Below are 17,658 nucleotides of genomic sequence, written 5' to 3' on the forward strand. Positions count from 1 at the left end.
ACACCCGTCGGAAATTGTTTTGCTCTTTCAAATAATAGGGTCTCATTTCCTTATTTGTTATTTTCATTCGATGCTTTTACAGTCGCCTCGACCATATCTCTCAGCATTTTTTTTTGGTCTTTTGCCTTCACTATGCCACTGGTACATCCAACTCCATCAGCGTGCAGCAAAATTGTTCTATAGACATCATCTGCCGTACTGATTCCAGCTGCTTGCATAACTAATACATTCGGATTAAGACTCTTAACAGCTTCGATTGTTTCTTTAATATAGCTCTCATCGCTTGTTTTACCGGTACCAATTAACTCGGAAGGTTCACACAGAACAATATCGGGACTTAGCATTGTGATTGCCTTTGCCTCTGCAATCGAATCTGCACATACAATTGTTATCATTTCAAGTTCAGCTGCGCGCGCAATTGCTTTAGCTAACCCATTCAGAGTCAAGGGCCGTTCAGCGTGATTTAGAAATACAGCACGTGCACCTGCTTCATAAAGTGATTCGGGTAACACATGACCCATTCCTTTATCCGGATTAATACCATCTAAATGCTGAGCTGTCACAATAATATTTTTGGAATTTGATGCAACGGCTGCAATATCGGCAAAGGGAGCGGTTACTAAAATTGAGATTGGAAATTCTTCTGCTAATGTATCTGCTTCTCTGACTAGCTCCAATAAGTTTTCTCCAAACAAATAGGATTTGGGGTTAAAAACAAAAAATGGTGTACGGATATTAGTTTTCACCATGATTTTCTCCTTTCATTTAACAAATGCTCGGATTTCCCTAACTAACTTTTCAATATTTTCTTCTTTTGTTGGTACTCTTCGTCCGATAATTCTCCTTTTGCATAACGCTGATTAAGGATTTCAAGTGCCTCATCTCGGCCATTTGAAGTTGTGCCAGCATTACTGCCTCCCTGGACTAGTTTCATCACCGCATATACGATGATAACTATTAAGATTACCAGGATGATCATCATGAAAATTCCCCATCCACCCATCATGTTATATCCGTAATAATTCATCATTTTTTTCCGCTCCCCTTCTGCTAATGTTCAGAAATCACTTGTTCAAGTTCACCATGCCAATCATGGGACCAGACTTCTCCTGTACGGTCATTGACACTCAGCATCCCGATTACTTTGTCATTTTCCTCGATATGAAATGTGTAATAACCATAAAACGCGTGCCCGTCACCCGGAACCGAAAATGTTTCCCCAAATTGGCTCTTCACAAAATCGTCTGCAATTTTGACTGCTTCGGTCCGGTTCACATTTGCCGTATACGTTGCGTTCGCATTGTAACGTAAGGAGTCTCCCATCATCATGCTGTATTTCTCGTTCCACATCATGTTAGGCCCTGGCTCGGGATAAACCTGACCCGTATAAGGATTGACCAAGAGTTCCATCGCCCCTCTACCGGTATCTTTCTCTTCCACAGAAACATAGTAATCCGCATCGGTGAAGACAAAAATATCCGCCACTTCAAGGTTATTTCCATAAACCTTCAAATAATTTTCGACATCCGCCAGAACTTGGTCCGGCGTCAATTTTTCATTGCTGCTGCTCTGATTGCTGTTGACTCTTCCGCCCATCATACCACTGTTGTAATACCCTTGATTGGAAATGACTGTCTCAGCACTTTTTGCGAACATAAACAACCAAATGCTGTACCCAATCAGTATGGCAATTGCACCCAGTAGGATTACACCCCACACTAATTGCTGCTTATTTTTCATGTCCTAGCCTACTTTCTCCGATAAGCATTCAAAGTGATTTCAGGATTGGCACCTCTTCTTTAGACAGTGTGATAAATTACGCTTGCTGAGACCCGTGGCAGCCAGTTGCGCCCTACAGTGTTAATTATAGGGCCCTCGATTACTAAACGCCAATTCTAACTTCTATATTATAAATGGATATAGTCTATCTCCATCAATGCCTGCAACAAAAAATAGGACAGGACTGAAATCATTGCGTGATTTCAGTCCTGTCCTATTTAAGTTTGCTGCATCTGAATGCAAGTTGTCATTGAGTTTATGCTATTGCGCGAACGAAGTTAATTTGCTCGTTTCTTTTTTTATTTCCCTGCGCCAAATGTAGAAAAGCGAGCCTGTGTAGAGGTATTGCAGAATGAATTGAAGTATTTCCGGCTTTGAATACCATCCGAACAGGACATACAGAGGCAAGCCAAGCAGTCCTTCTTTATGGTAAAAAATGGTCTCGGAGAGGTCAAAGGCTTTTATGAACAATGGACTCTCGCTGGATAATAGGTTCATTGATCCGAGAGCGGATAGCCCTTCATGGATACCGTAACCAAGCAAAAAACCGGCTTGGAGGATCAGATAGGCCAATGTGATATTGAACAGAATCCTTAGATTGACTTTCACCAGCGAATGATTGATCAGGACTGCCAACACTAAAGCTGCTGCGATACCTGTAAACAGGGCTGCGATGGCGTATTGTCCGGCAAAAGTGAAGATTGCAACCTCTACCCCCTCACGCGCCACCATTATGAAAGCAACGCTGGCAATCCCGAAGGCAGACAAATTTTGGCTAACACTGCTTTCCACAGTCGAGACCATGTTTCGGCCGTGCTTGATCATCCAGTAAATAAACGTAGTCACCAATGCCAACGCAACGAAGCTTGCTCCGCTTTCCCATAATTTTGCCACTTCATCCATTCTGTCGATCGCTTTGGACAGGATGTAAAGAATGCCTCCGATACCGAGCGAAGCAACAATGCCGCTGATTGTCCCGTAGTAAACATATTTCCGCAAAGATTCATTTTTGCTTTTCCTCAGGTATTGAAGAATGATGCTGACGATCAGGAATGCTTCCAGGCCTTCCCTAAAACCCATGATGAACGCGGGTAGAAATGTATCCATATTAATTCTCCTTTAAACGTATTAGTCCAGGCCGTATTATCGCAACGCAACTGAGAATGATTCTCACTTACATCATTATGGATGCATCTGTTTAACTTGTCAATGAGAAAATTCTAATTTTCAAAGATATCGTCCTATCGGAGGCATTGTCAGAAAAAATCAAAGAAGATGACCCCGATTGCTTATCGAGATCATCTTCTTTGAGCTGCATAATACCTGCCTTTTGTTGCGTAACTTTCTAAGTCACTGCTGAATCAATGAAAGCTGTCATTCCCGATTTGGAGCTGTTTTGTATTTATTCCCAAACGGGTATAGACGATTTCTTGGTGACTTCATCTATGATTTTTTCGACTTCAGGAGTTTGATAATAATCGACGATAATTTGAAAATCAGGATCTTCGGTTTCATCTTCTCGAGAAGCAATCACATTATAATAGGGTTTGGAGGATTCAGCCACAGGTTCCAGGAAAATAGCGTCCTCAGTAGGCACCAAGCCTGCATCAGCAGCCATGTCATTATTGACTACGGAGGCATCGACATCCGTCATCGCGCGAGCAGTTTGATTGGCAGCCAGGACAGTGAATTTCAGGCTCTTCGGATTTGAAATGATGTCATTTACGGTAGGTAATAAGCCCTTCGCTGGATCCAATTCGATCAAGCCGGCAGTTTGCAATAACAACAATGCTCTGGATTCATTTGAAACATCATCTGGTATCGCGATTTCCCCTCCATCCGGTATTTCATCTATAGATGTGTGTTTTTCAGAAAAAAGCCCCATCGGATTTAGTGTCGTATAAGCGATAGTCGTATTACTGTATCCAGCATCTTCATTCACTTGCTCCATATAAATTTCAGTCAAAGCCGAGTGCAAATCAATTTCGCCCTCTTCCAAAGCTTGAATCGGTTTAACATACTCCGTGAATTTTACCAGTTCGATTCTTACAGGCTCGTTATTTTCTTCGAGTTGTTCTTGAACATGCTCCCACACCTCATTACGTTCCCCAACAACGCCAATTTTTACTGTTCTGATATCTTCTTGAGCCGCTTCTTGTCCGCAAGCCGCGAGAAACAATACAGCAGCCCCTATAGTAAATAAACCTTTAACTGTTCTTTTCATCATTATCCACATCTCCCCATACTTCGTTTAAGCGATTTTGTCTGTCTTCTTCCAAGGGTATCATTCGCTCATGGTTTCCTTCTTTTTTATAAAAATCCTGATGATACTCTTCAGCAGGATAGAAGGTGCTTGCAGGAGAAATTTGAGTGACGATTGACGCATCGATTGCCAGTTTGCCTTTCAGATTCTCTTTAGAGCGTTCCGCAATTTCTTTCTGTGTTTCTGAATGATAAAAGATTTCTGGACGGTACGACGACCCACGATCCATGAATTGCCCCATGGCATCTGTCGGATCCGTTTGTTGCCAGTAAATACCCAACAACTCCTCGTAAGAAATCACACTGTTATCAAAAGCGATCTGGATCGCTTCCGTGTGTCCGGTTTCTCCCGCCTTAACTTCCTCATACGTCGGATTCTCTTTGAAACCTCCCGTATATCCTGAAACAACGGATTCGATCCCAGTTTTTTCATCAAACGGTTCAAGCATACACCAGAAACAACCTCCGGCAAGTGTTGCAATTTCTTTGGACATAGTCTTATTCTCCCCCAAAATGGTGCTTCGCCAATTTATAACGTTTTTTCATTATATAACAATAAGTTGCTTTTAAATAGCTATACAAAAACGATCAATGATGATCGATTTTTCCGAACGATGCGCATTTTAGAAATGCTGCTTTGCTTTGCACCCTATAATTTCGCCACTCACCCCTTCGGACAAAATGAATTCAGCCCATTCGAGGAAAAGATCCTTCTCAGAACTGTTGGCTTCTGTTTATCTGATCAAAGTCGGACGATTTGAAAAGCATTGACTTTTCATATAATTAAATTATCCTATAAATATACCGAAAAAAGAGTTTATGAAGATGAATGGATTTTCACCAGAGTGCATTGTACATTCAAGACAGAGAGGTAAAAATGCAAAATACAAAGAATATGGCTCAAATTTATGCTTTTGTTACAGTGCTGCTGTGGGCATCGGCATTTGTTTTTACAAAAATCGCGCTGACTTACTACACTTCAGAAGCGATAGGCGTTCTCCGTTATGTGATTGCCTCGCTATTGTTTATTTTGATTGGAATTTTCCAAAAAATTGGCCTCCCGAAAAAAAAGGATATTCCTAAATTCCTGTTAGCCGGCATTTTAGGCTTTGCGCTATATATGATCACCTTCAACCAAGCATCCAAATCACTGACAGCAGCGACGGGTAGTGTCGTCATCGCATCCGCACCTATCCTTACTGCTCTGTTCGCCCGAATCATTTTCAAGGAAAATATCAGGCTCTTGGGGTGGATGGCAATCATCATAGAGTTTATCGGGATTCTGATTTTGACATTATGGAACGGCATCCTTTCGGTGAACGCAGGCATCGCATGGATGCTAGGAGCAGCTGTTTGCATCAGCGGCTATAATCTTCTTCAACGTTCTTTACTGAAAAAATATTCTCCACTGCAATCAACAGCTTACAGCGTTTTTGCCGGAACGCTATTTCTGCTGTGGTATTTACCGGATGCGGCAGTGCAATTCAGAAACGCCCCTCTTCAGCAATTGTTTGTGATGGGTTTTCTTGGTATTTTCCCGAGTGCGCTTGCGTATATGTTATGGGCAAAAGCACTGACTATGGCGCAAAAAACAAGCGATGTAACGAATTATATGTTTGTTACCCCGTTGTTGGCTGCTTTGATGGGTTTCCTCATCATGGGAGAGATCCCTACCTTGGCGACATATGTAGGTGGGTCGATGATATTTGTGGGCTTGCTATTATTTAAAAAATCGAATACATGATTACCTGAGGTCACATAGAGCTGAAATAGTATGCAAAAAAGCACAGAAATTAATCTGTGCTTTTTCTGATGCAAGTATTTGTCATTGCCCCGCAAATCCGCCTATTGGCGTTTCAAAGCTCTTAAAGCGTGGTAATGATCGGTCCTTCCTTTGTCACAATAATCGTATGTTCGTATTGGGCAACCATGCTTTCTTCTGTAAAGAAGGTCCAGTCATCATCTTCAACTTGGAAAACTTCCTCTTCGAATGTTGAGATAAAAGGCTCAAAAGCAATGACCATGCCATCTTTCAAAATTTCGTCATCCCAGCGCGAGTAGTAATTGAAAATATGGTCCGGTGCTTCGTGAATTGCGCGTCCAACACCGTGTCCCGTAAGATTCTTGATGACAGTCAAACCATGCCGTTTCGCCACGTTGTGTACCGCTTTTCCGAGGTTGCTTGTTTTTGCGCCCGGTTTTACCTTCGCAAGTCCCGCGTCGAATGCTTCTTTCGCAACGTCACATAATTTCTTCAAAACGACATCGCCCTTCCCAACAACAAAGGAAATGCCGGTATCCGCAAAATAGCCGTTTTTGGAACCCGAAACATCGATATTCACAAGGTCCCCTTCTTCAATAATCCGATCGCTCGGAATCCCGTGTGCTACTTCTTCGTTTACGCTGATGCACGTATACCCAGGAAAATTGTATTCCCCTTTTGGTGCCGATTGCGCCCCTGCTTTTTCAAAAAGCGCCTTGGCAATGTCATCAAGCTCTTTTGTAGTGATGCCGGGTTTCGTTGCTTGGACCATTTCATCGCGGATCGCTCCACAAATGCCGCCAATTTCTTTTAATCCGTTAAAATCTTCTTCCGTCTTTGCAATCATTTTGTATCCTCACTTTTAAATCATTCTATGTTTATCGTTCCCGTTAGATTCTATCACAAACGGAACAGATTTTTCTCCATTGATAGAGCTTATTTATGGAATGTTAATTATTTTTCCGGATTTCCTCACTCTGCAATTTGAGGCAACAGGTCTCCTGTATCATCCAGATTATATTCCGTAAGGGAGAAACTGCTGACCATGGTGTAGGACTCCCCAGTCGGAGGCACAACGGTAGATTCGTAGTGGACAGCCGTCAGGAAATCTTCCTCATTGATTTCATAGGTGATGGTGATGTCTTGGTAGTCTGTCTCCTCAATTTCCTGGAGAAGGGTTCCCATTTCCTCGTTGACTAGCGCTTCTTCGTCGTTCTGTTTCAATTCGTCGATGTTCTGCTGGATCGCTTCCACATTTTTCACTTTTATCCTCTCGGCATAAGCGTCGTTCATGGTGAGGGTATATTCCGTGCGGCCTCCGGTTTCCTCAACTTGGCTCTCCGCAATCTCCGCTTCCACTATCTCATTTTCAAAGAGCGAGCGCAAAAGTTCTTGTAAAGCAAATCCAGTTGAAGAAACCTCCACCCATTGCATTTTCGATTGGCCAGGTACACTGATTTTCTGATACTGCTTGCCACCTATCTGAGCTATTTCTGTAGTATTTGCTCCCGCGAATGAAGTCTTCTGATACCACCCATAATCAGACTCCGCTTTTTTCACGAAGGCCCCTTCCGAGCTTTGGTCGAGTGGCTAAGCGGCACCCTCCATGGAGTAGAGCGTCTCAAAACGGGCATTGTCCAGTTCCGCGTTCTTCTTAGACGCATTCCCGATCGACTCCACGACACTCGTGGTGGAAGTGAAGCCGCCACACCCACTCAATACCAGAAGACTTGAAAGGAAAAATAGGGTTGTTACCATTGTCTTTTTCATTATTTCCAACACCATCCTATCTGTTTAGATTATCTTCTGTGGATAAAAATTAGAAGCTTTAGTGGATTATTTTTTTTTTGAATGGCACTAATTTTTTCATAATCAGTTTGGCGCAGAAAAACCCTATAGCCAAAGATCCGAATAGCAACAGTAGAGAAGGGAGTAACTTGTTGAGACCCTCGCCATAGAAGTAATCGTGAAAAATCTGCATCCCTGCAAATACTGTCGCGGCAGAGTTGATACTGCCGACCACGTAATAGATGACCGTAGCTAAAGAGCTGCTCCTTTGATGCACCTGCTCATCGGGATTGTTCATACTCCCTCCAGAATGCATGAGGTTCGGGCTGTCAAACTTATTATTTGCGCCCTGTCCAATATTGACCTTAGAATAAATGGAATTGTCCACATTGCTTTTGTCATCGTACTTTTTCTGATTGTCTCGCGTACTCATCCATCCACCTACTTTCTTTCAAATACAAGGGTTCAGTTTTAGAGATCCGTTTGCTTTAAATTTATAAGGCTGTTGCGTACTTTGGAAATGATAAATGTCGTTACAAAGAGAATAATCCCCACCTTGTTGAACAATAAAAATACATGGAATACAGCTCCAAAAGAGCCGGTCTTATGATAGCCACTCAGCAAGAGCAACGGAAAGACCGTAACCAGCATCGTCAGGTAATGAACAATAATCTGCTTTCGGAAGCTCCACTGCTTTATTTCGTATATGATGCTTGCCAGTCCCAAAAACAAAGCCATGAATCCATAAAAAAGAAAAGCCTTCGCATCGGCTGCTCTCCCCTGAAAATTATTCCATGCATACATTGACAACATTACAGCAAATGGAAGAGTTCCCCTGATCAATCCTTTTAAGAAAAGCTTCATTTTTATCCCCTTTCGCAAGTACCCCTTGAATCAATTCCCTACTATGAAAAATATCGGAATCCAGAATAGTGTTGCTATGATGATGGCTCCGATCAAAGCAACCAAGACCAGACGGGTTTGCTGCACATTTTGTGTTGCTTTGACTTTTTTATAAAGAAAAAAGAGCAGGCCGACTATGGCCAATAAAAAGCCACCATAAATCAAAAAGCCTCCTGGTTGGTTAGTAGCTGACATATTGTTTCATCTCCTATTTCATAATTTTCAACCTGAATAATCCGTACGCCTATTTCACCGTCATGTATTCTACGCCATCATTATCTCATTGATAATTAGTTTTTCAAATTAACCAACTTTATACATTCGGTTCCTTTATGATTGCAGAATATTATTGATTCTTCTTAATTTTCCATACTTGGCGCAATAACTTTCTTTGTTCGGATAGTTTTGATGCATAACCTCAATCAGCATCAACCAAGAAAGAGAATTACAAAATAGATCAATACCTCATTCTAATTTACCCTAACTGTTAATCACCTATAATTATATATCAAAAAATTATAATTTATCCCAACAAAAACATAAAAGATTGCTCCTTCTCCTGTATTTTATCATTTTTCCCAAATATCTTTCCTTGTTCGCTTTACAAAAACAAACGTACGTTCGTATAATAAGGACATAGAGATTGGAGACGGTTTTTATGTATGAAACGGAATTGGTTTTTGATTATGCGAAGGAACCCAGTCGCGACATTCTTTGCATCGACTGCAAATCCTTCTATGCGAGCGTGGAATGTGTCAGGCGCGGGCTGCATCCGCTCGAAACAAAATTAGTTGTTATGAGCTATCCCTCAGCCGATCCGAAAGAGCGCGGCAGTGGATTGATTCTGGCCTCCTCTCCGGCTGCCAAAAAGGCTTACGGGATATCCAACATCAGCCGGGCCAGAGACTTGCCCTTCCCCTATCCGCCAGGACTGGTGATTGCAGCGCCGCAAATGCGGCTGTACATGCAGAAAAATACCGAAATCAACAACATCTACAAGAAGTACGCGGACGAAGCGAACCACCATGTCTATTCGGTTGACGAGAGCTTTGTCGATATCACGGGAGCCCAGAAACTCTTCGGCAAAAAATCGGCTTACGAAATGGCCAAACTCATCCAGGCGGACGTTCTGCAGACGACCGGCATCTACACCACAATCGGCATCGGCGATAACCCTTTGCTGGCCAAACTAGCACTCGATAACGCGGCCAAGCATCAGCCGGACATGATTGCGGAATGGCGTTATCCGGATATTCCCGAAACCGTCTGGAAGATCCCTGACATGACCGATTTTTGGGGAATCGGCAAACGGACCCAACTGCGGCTCAACCGGTTGGGCATCTCCTCGATCTATGACTTGGCGCACACCAATTACTATGACTTGAAGAGCAAGCTCGGTGTCATGGGCGCGCAGTTGTACGCCCACAGTTGGGGAATCGACCGCAGCTTTCTGGGGGATAGCGTCAAAGTCAGCTCTAAATCCATCGGCAATTCACAGGTACTCAACAAGGATTATGTGGTGCGCTCGGAGATCGAGATCGTCCTGATCGAAATGGCCGACCAAGTGGCGACGCGCCTGCGGAAATCCGGAGCCCAGGCCCAGCTTGTGAGTCTGAGCATCGGCTACAGTATCAACTACATCGATCAGCTGGGCTGGACCGGCTTCCATCAGCAACTGAAGATCCCGCCCACCAACGCCTCGAGTGAGTTCGTCGCCCATATCTTGATGATTTTTGACCAGCACTACAAAGACCAATCAGTCCGGAATGTCGGCGTGGGTGCCGGAAATCTGATTTACACGGATTTTCTGCAGCTGGATCTGTTTCACGAGCCTGACGAACAAGTAAAAGAGCAAAAAAAGGATCTGATTGTAGATTCGATCCGCAAAAAATACGGATTCCGCTCACTCGTGCGGGCAGTCAGCCTGTTGGAAGGTGGCCGTGCGATCGCGCGCAGCTCGTTGGTGGGCGGCCACGCGGGCGGCATGGCCGGATTGGAGGAAGGGGAAGAAAATGCTGAAAGAACCAAAAAAAAGGACGGATAAGGTATTTGAGGATTACAACGACTACCATGACCGCGGCATGATGAAATGGGTAACGGCCTACGCAATGGATGAACTGGTGAAGTCCATCTCTGCAGGAAAAGAGGAAGCCTTGAAGGATATCCCGATTCTCCCACAGCTGAGTCCTGCGGAAATCGATGAAACCTTGGAGGAAGCCTTGAAAAAAAATCGCCGTGTATCGGTCCAATTGAACCGAAAAGATCACTTCGGGCGTCAAACAGAGTCCATTGAAGGCTTTTTCAAGGGCTATTGCGGAGAGGATGAAATCCTGATCGGCGAAGCATGGGTTCCGCTCGACCGCATCCGGAATATGCATATTCTGTACCAGGACAAATGGTCCAGAGTGGCCGTGTTCAAACAAAATCAATACTGATCCAAAAGGAAAGCGGTACGCGAACGGCACGGATAGGACGATTGTTGTTTTTTTTGATGCAAAGGCTTATACTCAAATCAAAAGAGAACGCTTTCTTTTCTCTTGATAAGGGGGACATCATCATGACCTATACCATTCGCACCAGTGTTCATTCCATTGAGGAGTGCAAACGGGCGGTTGAGGAACTGCATAAGAAAGGCTACACGAAGGAACAGATCACATTGGTGACGAACAATGCCTACCAAGAAGCCATATTGGAGAATTGGGATCTTCGCGGCGCGGACGGTGCGATTTTCTCAAGCCATTCGTTATTGGAGAAGGTCCACGATCTCTTTAACCTGAAGCAATACGAAGCTTTCCAGAATAGAACCGGGACTTTCCCCGACGGCATGGACTTTCTTGCGGACCACATCGCTGCCATCGAAAGCGGCAGCATCGCCATCATCACAAAGGAAGCGGACGAATAGTGGATTCCTACCCCATCAAGCAACTCTGTAAAATCATGAAACAAGAAAGGAATGAGATTGCATGTCAAAATTTGTGGCAGGCTCGTATGCGACCGTCGAAGCTGTGGAAACAGCCGTAAAAATACTCCTCGAAAAAGGGCACAAGGAAACGGATCTCCTGTTGGTGACCAACTCACCGGGTAAAAAAGAGCGGTTGGCTAAAGAGACCGGTATTGAAGTCATCACCGAAACAGGACACGATGAGAATGCCGGCTGGAAGGAACTCGCCCCGCTCTACCCGTCCTTCGATGAGGAAGCTCTCTACGAACCCTCCCCTCAGCATCCTTATCCGCAGTTGTCACCGGAACAGGAAGAAGAGCAGGAGCGCAAGATGCAAGGATACTTCTCCGAATTGGAGGAAGGTAATATTTTGATCATCGTTGACGGTGCGGAACAGCAGCATCCAGTTTAGCGAGAGAACCCAAACAAAGTCGAAGCAAAAAAGAAGCAGGCAAACCGTCAAAACGGTTTTTCCTGCTTCTTTATTTAAGTTATATTAACTTATAGCACATGGCGATACCTACTTATAGCTGCTTCCTTCCGGATCTGACTCAATTCATAAGATCGCCATTGCGATAAGGCCTTTCGGCATTTCTTATCATACCATAGCCAAAAAGAAAAAGCTAGCCTTTGTTTTCTTCCTGCATATGTTCGCGGAGATGCTTGCGGCTGTTTTCCTTCCGTTCTTTGCGCAGCGCGCGGAAAAAATCCTGCAGCAGCATCCGGCATTCTTCCTCCAGAACTCCCCGCTCCACTTCGCTCTGATGGTTAAAGCGTTCATCCTGTAGCAGGTTCATCAAAGTGCCTGCCGTACCGCCTTTCAGGTCGGATGCACCGTAATAGACTTTCTTGATCCGCGACAACAGGATCGCCCCGCAGCACATCGGGCATGGCTCCAAGGTCACATAGAGCTCCGCTTCCTCGAGGCGCCAATTTTTCTTGAACGCATTGGCCTCCCTGATTGCCGTCATTTCCGCATGCGTCGTCGCATCATTCGTCACTTCGCGTTCATTATGCCCACGCCCGATGATTTCACCCTTCCAGACGACCACCGCCCCGATTGGCACTTCCCCTATAGCTGCAGCCTTCTCCGCCTCCTTGATGGCTTCCCGCATATACTCTTTATTCAACTCATCCATCTTCAAATACCTCGTCCCTTTTGATTCTTTAATCATAGCATATTTCATATTTTTTTAGCAAATTAACGATAATAATGCTAAAATGGATGAAAAGCCTTTCAAAGCTAAAAACCAGCCTACAAATGAGGTGAAAGTTTGAATCAAAACGAACTCCAACAACTATTCCCTGAAGCCCAAATAACGACCGCGGCCAATATCGGGCCAGCTTACTTCACGCTGCCTTTCCAGAACAAATGGCTGCATATTCCTGAACATACACTGAGCGGACGCGAAAAAGCCCTTTTGAAGCAGTTGCTGCTCAACGAGGCCAAGACGACATCCGAAGTCCCGAAGAATCCTTGGGCCCAGTTTCTGTTGGGGCAGACGACCGAAATTCCTACCGGACTGGCGCAGACCCAACTGCTCCAGTTCAACCTCTCCTACCGGGAAGAGGACGCCGGGTCGTTCGATCAGACACTGTGGCTCGATGCCGTCAGTCAGACATTGCCACTTGTCCGCGAATGCTTCTTTTTGAACGGCAAAAGCGGTGTCTTCATTCTCGACAGCCCGGAACCCTACTGCATCGATGAGGAATTGGCGGCGGTGCTCGATATTCTGGATGATGACTTCAGCTTGCGGACCGACTTGTATCTAGGCCAACGTTGGCCTGTCGACGCCCGCCTACCGCTCCTTTTCGAGGAGGAAAGAAAAATATTCGCTGCCAGCCGAACGATCGCCAAAGGCAGCAAGATCATCACGCTGGCCGCGATCGCGCTTCCTTATTTCATCTCGGAATCAGGGAACCAGAATTTAGTGCTGCAAGCCTTGCAGACCACGATCGGTTCCGTCGACGGCACACACGAACTGATCACAGCCATGTGGCAGAATCAAGGGAACCTGTCGAAGGCAGCAGCCGACCTCTATCTACACCGCAATACCCTTCAGTACCGAATCGACCGCTTTTTTGATGTGACTGGCTTGGCATTGAAAAGCATGGACGACCTGGCCTTGGCTTATCTCGCCATCAACGTAGTTGCCATTCCTTATACTAACTAAAAAGACTGCCAGAATCAGGGATTCCCCCGGTTCTGACAGTCTTTTTCAATTCTTATCTATTCTTATCTATGCAACTTGTCGCCTACGCTGTCTTTTACATCGCTAGCTTTTTCCTTAAAATCAGAGAACAGGTCCATTGCTGATTCTTTCCAATCGCCAGCTCTATCCACAACACGCAAGAATCCGTCGATTTCATCATCAGTCAAATCCTCGATTGCCTTCAAAAATTTTTGGCTGCCTTTCAGATGGTCCTTCACGAAGCTCTTCATGCGTTGACGGTTCAAATAGGAGCCGATTTTGTCCACTGCTTCTTCCTCGTATGCCAAAGCTGCAGCAATTGCCGCAATCGCTGCTGTAGCACCCAAACCGATCAACAATGCTTTTTTAGAATTCTTCATTTTATTAGTTCCCTCCTCTAACTTCCGTAACTATATTTTAACATAAACGGAAGCGATAACCGAACAATAACCCTGTCTCCCAAATGAGGATCTGCTGCTCTTAAGAATTTACCGGCACTTTTTTGTCTTTATTTTCTGCCTTGGCGGGCTTCACAGAGATTCTGATGCTGCCTTTTTGGGCGCCGATCGTGACGGTATCGCCGAATTTGATCAAGCCACTCAGCATTTCTTCACTCAATTTGTCTTCGATCTCTTTTTGGATCGCACGTCTGATCGGACGTGCACCGTACTCCGGATCGAAACCGGCTTTTGCGATGACATCGATGGCTGCAGGCGTGATGCGCACATGGATATCAAGATCCTTCAAGCGTTTCACGATGCCGTTTGCCATCAATTTGACGATTTCATGCAACTCGTCTTTCTCCAAGGAATGGAAGACGATTGTTTCGTCGATACGGTTCAGGAACTCCGGACGGAAACTGTTCTTCAGCTCTTCGCGGATGCGTTTCTCCATCGCTTTATAGTCATGCTTGAGGTCCTTCGCCGCGAATCCGACCGATTTTTCATCACGCAAAGCCGTTGCACCCAAGTTGGAAGTCATGATCAAGATCGTGTTGCGGAAATCGACCTTCCGTCCTTTTGAATCAGTCAAATGACCGTCATCGAGCACTTGTAGGAGGATATTAAAGACATCCGGGTGGGCTTTTTCAATCTCATCGAGAAGAATGACCGAGTAAGGTTTTTGTCTGATTTTTTCCGTCAACTGGCCACCTTCATCATAACCGACATAGCCGGGAGGAGAGCCGATCAGACGACTCGTACTATATTTTTCCATGTATTCGGACATATCCAAGCGAACCAAGGCATCCTCTGTCCCGAACATCGCTTCAGCTAGTGTTTTCACCAGCTCTGTTTTTCCGACACCAGTAGGCCCTAGGAAAAGGAACGAACCAATCGGACGGTTCGGGTCTTTCAACCCGGAACGTGCACGTCTGATTGCACGGGACACTGCACTTACCGCCTCGGATTGGCCGATGACACGTTCGTGCAACACTTTTTCCAACCTCATCAAACGGTCGCTTTCCTTCTGCTCCATCTGGTTGACCGGAATCCCGGTCCATAAAGCTACCACTTCGGCTACGTCGTTCTCAGTCACCTTCAGATCGTAGTGCGTAATCGTTTGAGCCTGTTGTTCCACCATTTTTTGGAATTTCTGTTTCTTCGTCATTTCGCGTTTACGGATGCGGGCAGCTTTATCGAAGTCCTGATTCAGGATAGCTTCCTCTTTGTCTTTCGACAACTTCGCGATTTCCAACTCGATTTTCCCGATTGGCGTATCCCCGTGTGTGACATCCAAACGGACTTTCGCCGCGGATTCATCAATCAGATCGATCGCTTTGTCGGGCAATCTTCTGGAAGTGATGTAGCGCACGGATAACTGGACAGCGGCTTTCAGCGCCTCATCAGTGATTTCCACGCCATGGTGCTCCTCATAACGGGAACGCAAGCCACGCATGATCTCAACCGATTCCTCCGGAGTGGGCTCATCGATATGGATAGGTGCGAAACGTCTTTCCAACGCCGCATCTTTTTCGATATATTTTTGGTACTCATCAAGGGTGGTGGCACCGATTGTCTGCAGTTCACCCCTTGCCAATGCCGGTTTCAGGATATTGGAGGCATCGATCGCCCCTTCCGCTCCGCCTGCACCGATCAAGGTGTGCAACTCATCGATGAAGAGGATGACATTGCCGTCATTGTAGATTTCGTCAATGATTTTTTTCATTCTTTCCTCGAATTCACCGCGGTATTTCGTACCGGCCACCAACGAACCCATATCCAACATCATGATGCGTTTGTTCGCCAGTGTATCCGGAACATCTCCGGCTACAATTTTCTGTGCCAAACCTTCCACGATGGCAGTCTTGCCGACACCAGGTTCCCCTACCAAAACGGGATTGTTCTTTGTTCTGCGGGAAACGATCTGCATGATGCGTCGGACTTCCTTGTCGCGGCCTACGATCGGATCCATACGGTTTTCCCGGGCTAATTCCGTCAGATTGCGGGCCAAGGAATCCAAAGTCGGCGTTCCCTCTTCCACTTTCTCCGTCTTTTTGGCTGAACGCATATCCGGCTTTGTCGGTTGTTTGATGCCCAGTTTCTCATAAAGAGACTTACGCAGCAAATTCGGATCGATCTGCAGATTTTTGATGATTTTTACTGCCAGAATTTCTTCTTTCAACAAGCCCAACAAAAGGTGTTCGGTTCCTACTAACGGAACCCCCAATTTGTGCGCTTCGTTTGTCGCATACATAATGACTTTTTTTGCCCGAGGAGAAAATGGCAACGGCGCATTGAAGTCTTCCGTGTTCATTTGGCCGAAACCGGTCAGATGGACAATCTCTTCACGGACTCCTTCCTCATCAATATCGTATCCACGCAACACTTTTCCGGCAATGCCTTCTTGTTCTCGTACTAGTCCGAGAAGCATATGCTCCGTTCCGATGGATTGATGCTTAAATTTGTGCGCTTCTTCTGTTGCCAACAACAATACTTGGCTGGCTTTTTCTGTAAATAATTCATCCATTTTTAACGCCTCCTCTACGGGCTATCTATTCAAAGCGCAAGCTGTTCAAGAAATTCCGCAACAGCAGGGCTCGTATTCTTTCTTCGTGTTCGCCTGTGTATGGGGCAAGTGACTTATCCAATACCGACAACATCAGGTTTCCTTCGCGTTTCGTGATGATACCGCGACTGTATAGATTTTGAGTTACCGCAAACGCATCTTTCTGGGTGATACTTTCGCCTACTATCGCGATCAGCTTATCCAACAATTCCGCTTGATCCAGGATTTTCACCTTCATAATACGTATATAGCCGCCACCGCCGCGTTTGCTTTCGACCGAGTAGCCTTGCTGTTCCGTAAAACGGGTATTGATGACATAGTTGATTTGTGAAGGTACACAATGGAAACGATCTGCCATTTCATTCCTTCTGATTTCAATCTGCTCTTCTGCATTCAGAATCTTTTTGATATACGCTTCGATGATATCCGACATGTTCTGACTCTGCATGGAATGGACGCCTCCCTTCCCCTGACTAATTTTGACTATTATATATTTATATTATGCTATTCCTACATAACTGTCAAATAGAAAGGGCTATCCGAGGGGGTTTGCAGTAAACTAGTCAAGAAAGCTGATAACCCATCCACACTGCTCTCTACTGCCTCTACAACAGCGTACTCCCTCAATATTTCCAAGAGAATTATCGAGAATGTTCCTCATTATATACTGAAAGATAAAAAACGGCAATATTTCAATGAGAAAAGCTGACCGGGTTCGTTCAGCCCTTAAAGAAATTTAGGAAATCATGCCATGCAACTGAGCATCGTAGAGCGCAATATGCTGAGAGACTTCCTGCGTCAGCAGGTTAGTCGAACAGTATCCTTGGCTCGCAGAGGCAAGGGGTTCCTTTATCCTTTCCGAAGGGCTAACCCGTGAAGCTGGCCAACGTTAACACACAAAAAAATAGATGCAGAAACCATCGGAATGATTTCTGCATCTATTTTTATTTATCGGGAAGACAGGATTCGAACCTGCGACCCCTTGGTCCCAAACCAAGTGCTCTACCAAGCTGAGCTACTTCCCG

General features: G+C 45.1%; 22 protein-coding genes, 1 tRNA gene and 1 other RNA gene. 6 read left to right on the top strand and 18 right to left on the bottom strand.

The window, feature by feature from the left end:
- Positions 1-50: 50 nt before the first annotated feature.
- From BLV66_RS13890 to msrA, 6 genes are all read right to left on the bottom strand, one after another.
- Positions 51-749: a triose-phosphate isomerase gene (locus BLV66_RS13890; RefSeq protein WP_176974291.1), complete on the bottom strand. Its 699-nt coding sequence runs from the start codon at positions 747-749 to the stop codon at positions 51-53.
- Positions 750-790: 41 nt separating this feature from the next.
- Complete coding sequence (locus tag BLV66_RS13895; protein WP_086986527.1) at positions 791-1,030, bottom strand: SHOCT domain-containing protein; 240 nt, start codon at positions 1,028-1,030, stop codon at positions 791-793.
- Between the two features lie 20 nt (positions 1,031-1,050).
- Positions 1,051-1,740 (bottom strand): hypothetical protein, encoded by a 690-nt coding sequence (locus BLV66_RS13900; RefSeq protein WP_086986526.1) that lies wholly within the window; start codon positions 1,738-1,740, stop codon positions 1,051-1,053.
- 300 nt (positions 1,741-2,040) lie between these two features.
- Entirely contained in the window at positions 2,041-2,886 is an 846-nt protein-coding gene (locus BLV66_RS13905) for an FTR1 family iron permease (protein WP_218131861.1), read from the bottom strand.
- 295 nt (positions 2,887-3,181) lie between these two features.
- Positions 3,182-4,003, bottom strand: coding sequence for a MetQ/NlpA family ABC transporter substrate-binding protein (locus BLV66_RS13910; protein WP_086986950.1), 822 nt, complete (start codon positions 4,001-4,003; stop codon positions 3,182-3,184).
- Positions 3,987-4,535, bottom strand: a complete 549-nt coding sequence (gene msrA / locus BLV66_RS13915; RefSeq protein WP_086986525.1) for a peptide-methionine (S)-S-oxide reductase MsrA — start codon at positions 4,533-4,535, stop codon at positions 3,987-3,989. The genes BLV66_RS13910 and msrA overlap by 17 nt, the downstream gene beginning before the upstream one ends.
- A 383-nt stretch (positions 4,536-4,918) precedes the next feature.
- On the opposite strand from msrA, the gene BLV66_RS13920 reads away from it, so the two are divergent.
- Positions 4,919-5,785, top strand: coding sequence for a DMT family transporter (locus BLV66_RS13920; protein ID WP_218131862.1), 867 nt, complete (start codon positions 4,919-4,921; stop codon positions 5,783-5,785).
- 121 nt (positions 5,786-5,906) lie between these two features.
- Here BLV66_RS13920 and map read toward each other — a convergent pair whose 3' ends face one another.
- The 6 genes from map to BLV66_RS13950 form a co-directional block, all read right to left on the bottom strand.
- Complete coding sequence (gene map / locus BLV66_RS13925) at positions 5,907-6,650, bottom strand: type I methionyl aminopeptidase (protein ID WP_086986524.1); 744 nt, start codon at positions 6,648-6,650, stop codon at positions 5,907-5,909.
- Between the two features lie 125 nt (positions 6,651-6,775).
- Entirely contained in the window at positions 6,776-7,363 is a 588-nt protein-coding gene (locus tag BLV66_RS13930) for a hypothetical protein (protein ID WP_086986523.1), read from the bottom strand.
- Positions 7,364-7,393: 30 nt separating this feature from the next.
- Positions 7,394-7,573, bottom strand: a complete 180-nt coding sequence (locus BLV66_RS13935) for a hypothetical protein (RefSeq protein ID WP_086986522.1) — start codon at positions 7,571-7,573, stop codon at positions 7,394-7,396.
- 58 nt (positions 7,574-7,631) lie between these two features.
- A complete protein-coding gene (locus BLV66_RS13940; RefSeq protein WP_093114573.1) occupies positions 7,632-8,024 on the bottom strand; it encodes a hypothetical protein in 393 nt (130 codons plus the stop codon).
- A gap of 38 nt (positions 8,025-8,062) precedes the next feature.
- Positions 8,063-8,455, bottom strand: coding sequence for a DUF3021 family protein (locus BLV66_RS13945; protein WP_086986520.1), 393 nt, complete (start codon positions 8,453-8,455; stop codon positions 8,063-8,065).
- Between the two features lie 30 nt (positions 8,456-8,485).
- Positions 8,486-8,689 (bottom strand): hypothetical protein, encoded by a 204-nt coding sequence (locus tag BLV66_RS13950; protein ID WP_086986519.1) that lies wholly within the window; start codon positions 8,687-8,689, stop codon positions 8,486-8,488.
- Between the two features lie 463 nt (positions 8,690-9,152).
- Between BLV66_RS13950 and BLV66_RS13955 the strand changes: the two genes are divergently transcribed.
- The 4 genes from BLV66_RS13955 to BLV66_RS13970 all read left to right on the top strand — a co-directional run bounded on the left by BLV66_RS13955 (position 9,153) and on the right by BLV66_RS13970 (position 11,847).
- Positions 9,153-10,538, top strand: coding sequence for a Y-family DNA polymerase (locus tag BLV66_RS13955; protein ID WP_086986518.1), 1,386 nt, complete (start codon positions 9,153-9,155; stop codon positions 10,536-10,538).
- Positions 10,507-10,929: a hypothetical protein gene (locus BLV66_RS13960; protein ID WP_086986517.1), complete on the top strand. Its 423-nt coding sequence runs from the start codon at positions 10,507-10,509 to the stop codon at positions 10,927-10,929. The genes BLV66_RS13955 and BLV66_RS13960 overlap by 32 nt, the downstream gene beginning before the upstream one ends.
- A gap of 122 nt (positions 10,930-11,051) precedes the next feature.
- Entirely contained in the window at positions 11,052-11,396 is a 345-nt protein-coding gene (locus BLV66_RS13965; protein WP_086986516.1) for a general stress protein, read from the top strand.
- 61 nt (positions 11,397-11,457) lie between these two features.
- A complete protein-coding gene (locus BLV66_RS13970) occupies positions 11,458-11,847 on the top strand; it encodes a general stress protein (RefSeq protein ID WP_086986515.1) in 390 nt (129 codons plus the stop codon).
- A gap of 83 nt (positions 11,848-11,930) precedes the next feature.
- Here BLV66_RS13970 and ffs read toward each other — a convergent pair.
- Together ffs and tadA are read right to left on the bottom strand one after the other, a co-directional pair.
- Positions 11,931-12,017: signal recognition particle sRNA small type (ffs, locus tag BLV66_RS13975), an RNA gene on the bottom strand.
- A gap of 41 nt (positions 12,018-12,058) precedes the next feature.
- Entirely contained in the window at positions 12,059-12,574 is a 516-nt protein-coding gene (tadA, locus tag BLV66_RS13980; RefSeq protein WP_086986514.1) for a tRNA adenosine(34) deaminase TadA, read from the bottom strand.
- 135 nt (positions 12,575-12,709) lie between these two features.
- Here tadA and BLV66_RS13985 point away from each other — a divergent pair, with 135 nt between their 5' ends.
- On the top strand, positions 12,710-13,609 hold the full coding sequence (locus tag BLV66_RS13985; protein ID WP_086986513.1) for a helix-turn-helix domain-containing protein: 900 nt from the start codon (positions 12,710-12,712) through the stop codon (positions 13,607-13,609).
- A 62-nt stretch (positions 13,610-13,671) separates the two neighbouring features.
- On the opposite strand, the gene BLV66_RS13990 is transcribed toward BLV66_RS13985, so the two are convergent.
- The 4 genes from BLV66_RS13990 to BLV66_RS14005 all read right to left on the bottom strand — a co-directional run bounded on the left by BLV66_RS13990 (position 13,672) and on the right by BLV66_RS14005 (position 17,658).
- Positions 13,672-14,007: a hypothetical protein gene (locus BLV66_RS13990; protein WP_086986512.1), complete on the bottom strand. Its 336-nt coding sequence runs from the start codon at positions 14,005-14,007 to the stop codon at positions 13,672-13,674.
- 100 nt (positions 14,008-14,107) lie between these two features.
- Positions 14,108-16,594 (bottom strand): ATP-dependent Clp protease ATP-binding subunit, encoded by a 2,487-nt coding sequence (locus BLV66_RS13995; protein WP_086986511.1) that lies wholly within the window; start codon positions 16,592-16,594, stop codon positions 14,108-14,110.
- Positions 16,595-16,619: 25 nt separating this feature from the next.
- Positions 16,620-17,081 carry a CtsR family transcriptional regulator gene (locus BLV66_RS14000; protein ID WP_086986510.1) on the bottom strand — a complete coding sequence of 154 codons (462 nt, stop codon included), beginning with the start codon at positions 17,079-17,081 and terminating at the stop codon, positions 16,620-16,622.
- A 503-nt stretch (positions 17,082-17,584) separates the two neighbouring features.
- Positions 17,585-17,658 (bottom strand) — tRNA-Pro (locus BLV66_RS14005).

This window comes from Trichococcus collinsii, from assembly GCF_900107505.1.
In the GTDB taxonomy this organism is placed as follows: Bacteria; Bacillota; Bacilli; order Lactobacillales; family Aerococcaceae; genus Trichococcus; species Trichococcus collinsii.

Coding starts and splice junctions, on each gene's coding strand:
- BLV66_RS13890 (WP_176974291.1), bottom strand. CDS start 749: ATGGTGAAAACTAATATCCGTACACCATTTTTTGTTTTTAACCCCAAA.
- BLV66_RS13895 (WP_086986527.1), bottom strand. CDS start 1,030: ATGATGAATTATTACGGATATAACATGATGGGTGGATGGGGAATTTTC.
- BLV66_RS13900 (WP_086986526.1), bottom strand. CDS start 1,740: ATGAAAAATAAGCAGCAATTAGTGTGGGGTGTAATCCTACTGGGTGCA.
- BLV66_RS13905 (WP_218131861.1), bottom strand. CDS start 2,886: ATGGATACATTTCTACCCGCGTTCATCATGGGTTTTAGGGAAGGCCTG.
- BLV66_RS13910 (WP_086986950.1), bottom strand. CDS start 4,003: ATGAAAAGAACAGTTAAAGGTTTATTTACTATAGGGGCTGCTGTATTG.
- msrA (WP_086986525.1), bottom strand. CDS start 4,535: ATGTCCAAAGAAATTGCAACACTTGCCGGAGGTTGTTTCTGGTGTATG.
- BLV66_RS13920 (WP_218131862.1), top strand. CDS start 4,919: ATGCAAAATACAAAGAATATGGCTCAAATTTATGCTTTTGTTACAGTG.
- map (WP_086986524.1), bottom strand. CDS start 6,650: ATGATTGCAAAGACGGAAGAAGATTTTAACGGATTAAAAGAAATTGGC.
- BLV66_RS13935 (WP_086986522.1), bottom strand. CDS start 7,573: ATGAAAAAGACAATGGTAACAACCCTATTTTTCCTTTCAAGTCTTCTG.
- BLV66_RS13940 (WP_093114573.1), bottom strand. CDS start 8,024: ATGAGTACGCGAGACAATCAGAAAAAGTACGATGACAAAAGCAATGTG.
- BLV66_RS13945 (WP_086986520.1), bottom strand. CDS start 8,455: ATGAAGCTTTTCTTAAAAGGATTGATCAGGGGAACTCTTCCATTTGCT.
- BLV66_RS13950 (WP_086986519.1), bottom strand. CDS start 8,689: ATGTCAGCTACTAACCAACCAGGAGGCTTTTTGATTTATGGTGGCTTT.
- BLV66_RS13955 (WP_086986518.1), top strand. CDS start 9,153: ATGTATGAAACGGAATTGGTTTTTGATTATGCGAAGGAACCCAGTCGC.
- BLV66_RS13960 (WP_086986517.1), top strand. CDS start 10,507: ATGCTGAAAGAACCAAAAAAAAGGACGGATAAGGTATTTGAGGATTAC.
- BLV66_RS13965 (WP_086986516.1), top strand. CDS start 11,052: ATGACCTATACCATTCGCACCAGTGTTCATTCCATTGAGGAGTGCAAA.
- BLV66_RS13970 (WP_086986515.1), top strand. CDS start 11,458: ATGTCAAAATTTGTGGCAGGCTCGTATGCGACCGTCGAAGCTGTGGAA.
- tadA (WP_086986514.1), bottom strand. CDS start 12,574: ATGGATGAGTTGAATAAAGAGTATATGCGGGAAGCCATCAAGGAGGCG.
- BLV66_RS13990 (WP_086986512.1), bottom strand. CDS start 14,007: ATGAAGAATTCTAAAAAAGCATTGTTGATCGGTTTGGGTGCTACAGCA.
- BLV66_RS13995 (WP_086986511.1), bottom strand. CDS start 16,594: ATGGATGAATTATTTACAGAAAAAGCCAGCCAAGTATTGTTGTTGGCA.
- BLV66_RS14000 (WP_086986510.1), bottom strand. CDS start 17,081: ATGCAGAGTCAGAACATGTCGGATATCATCGAAGCGTATATCAAAAAG.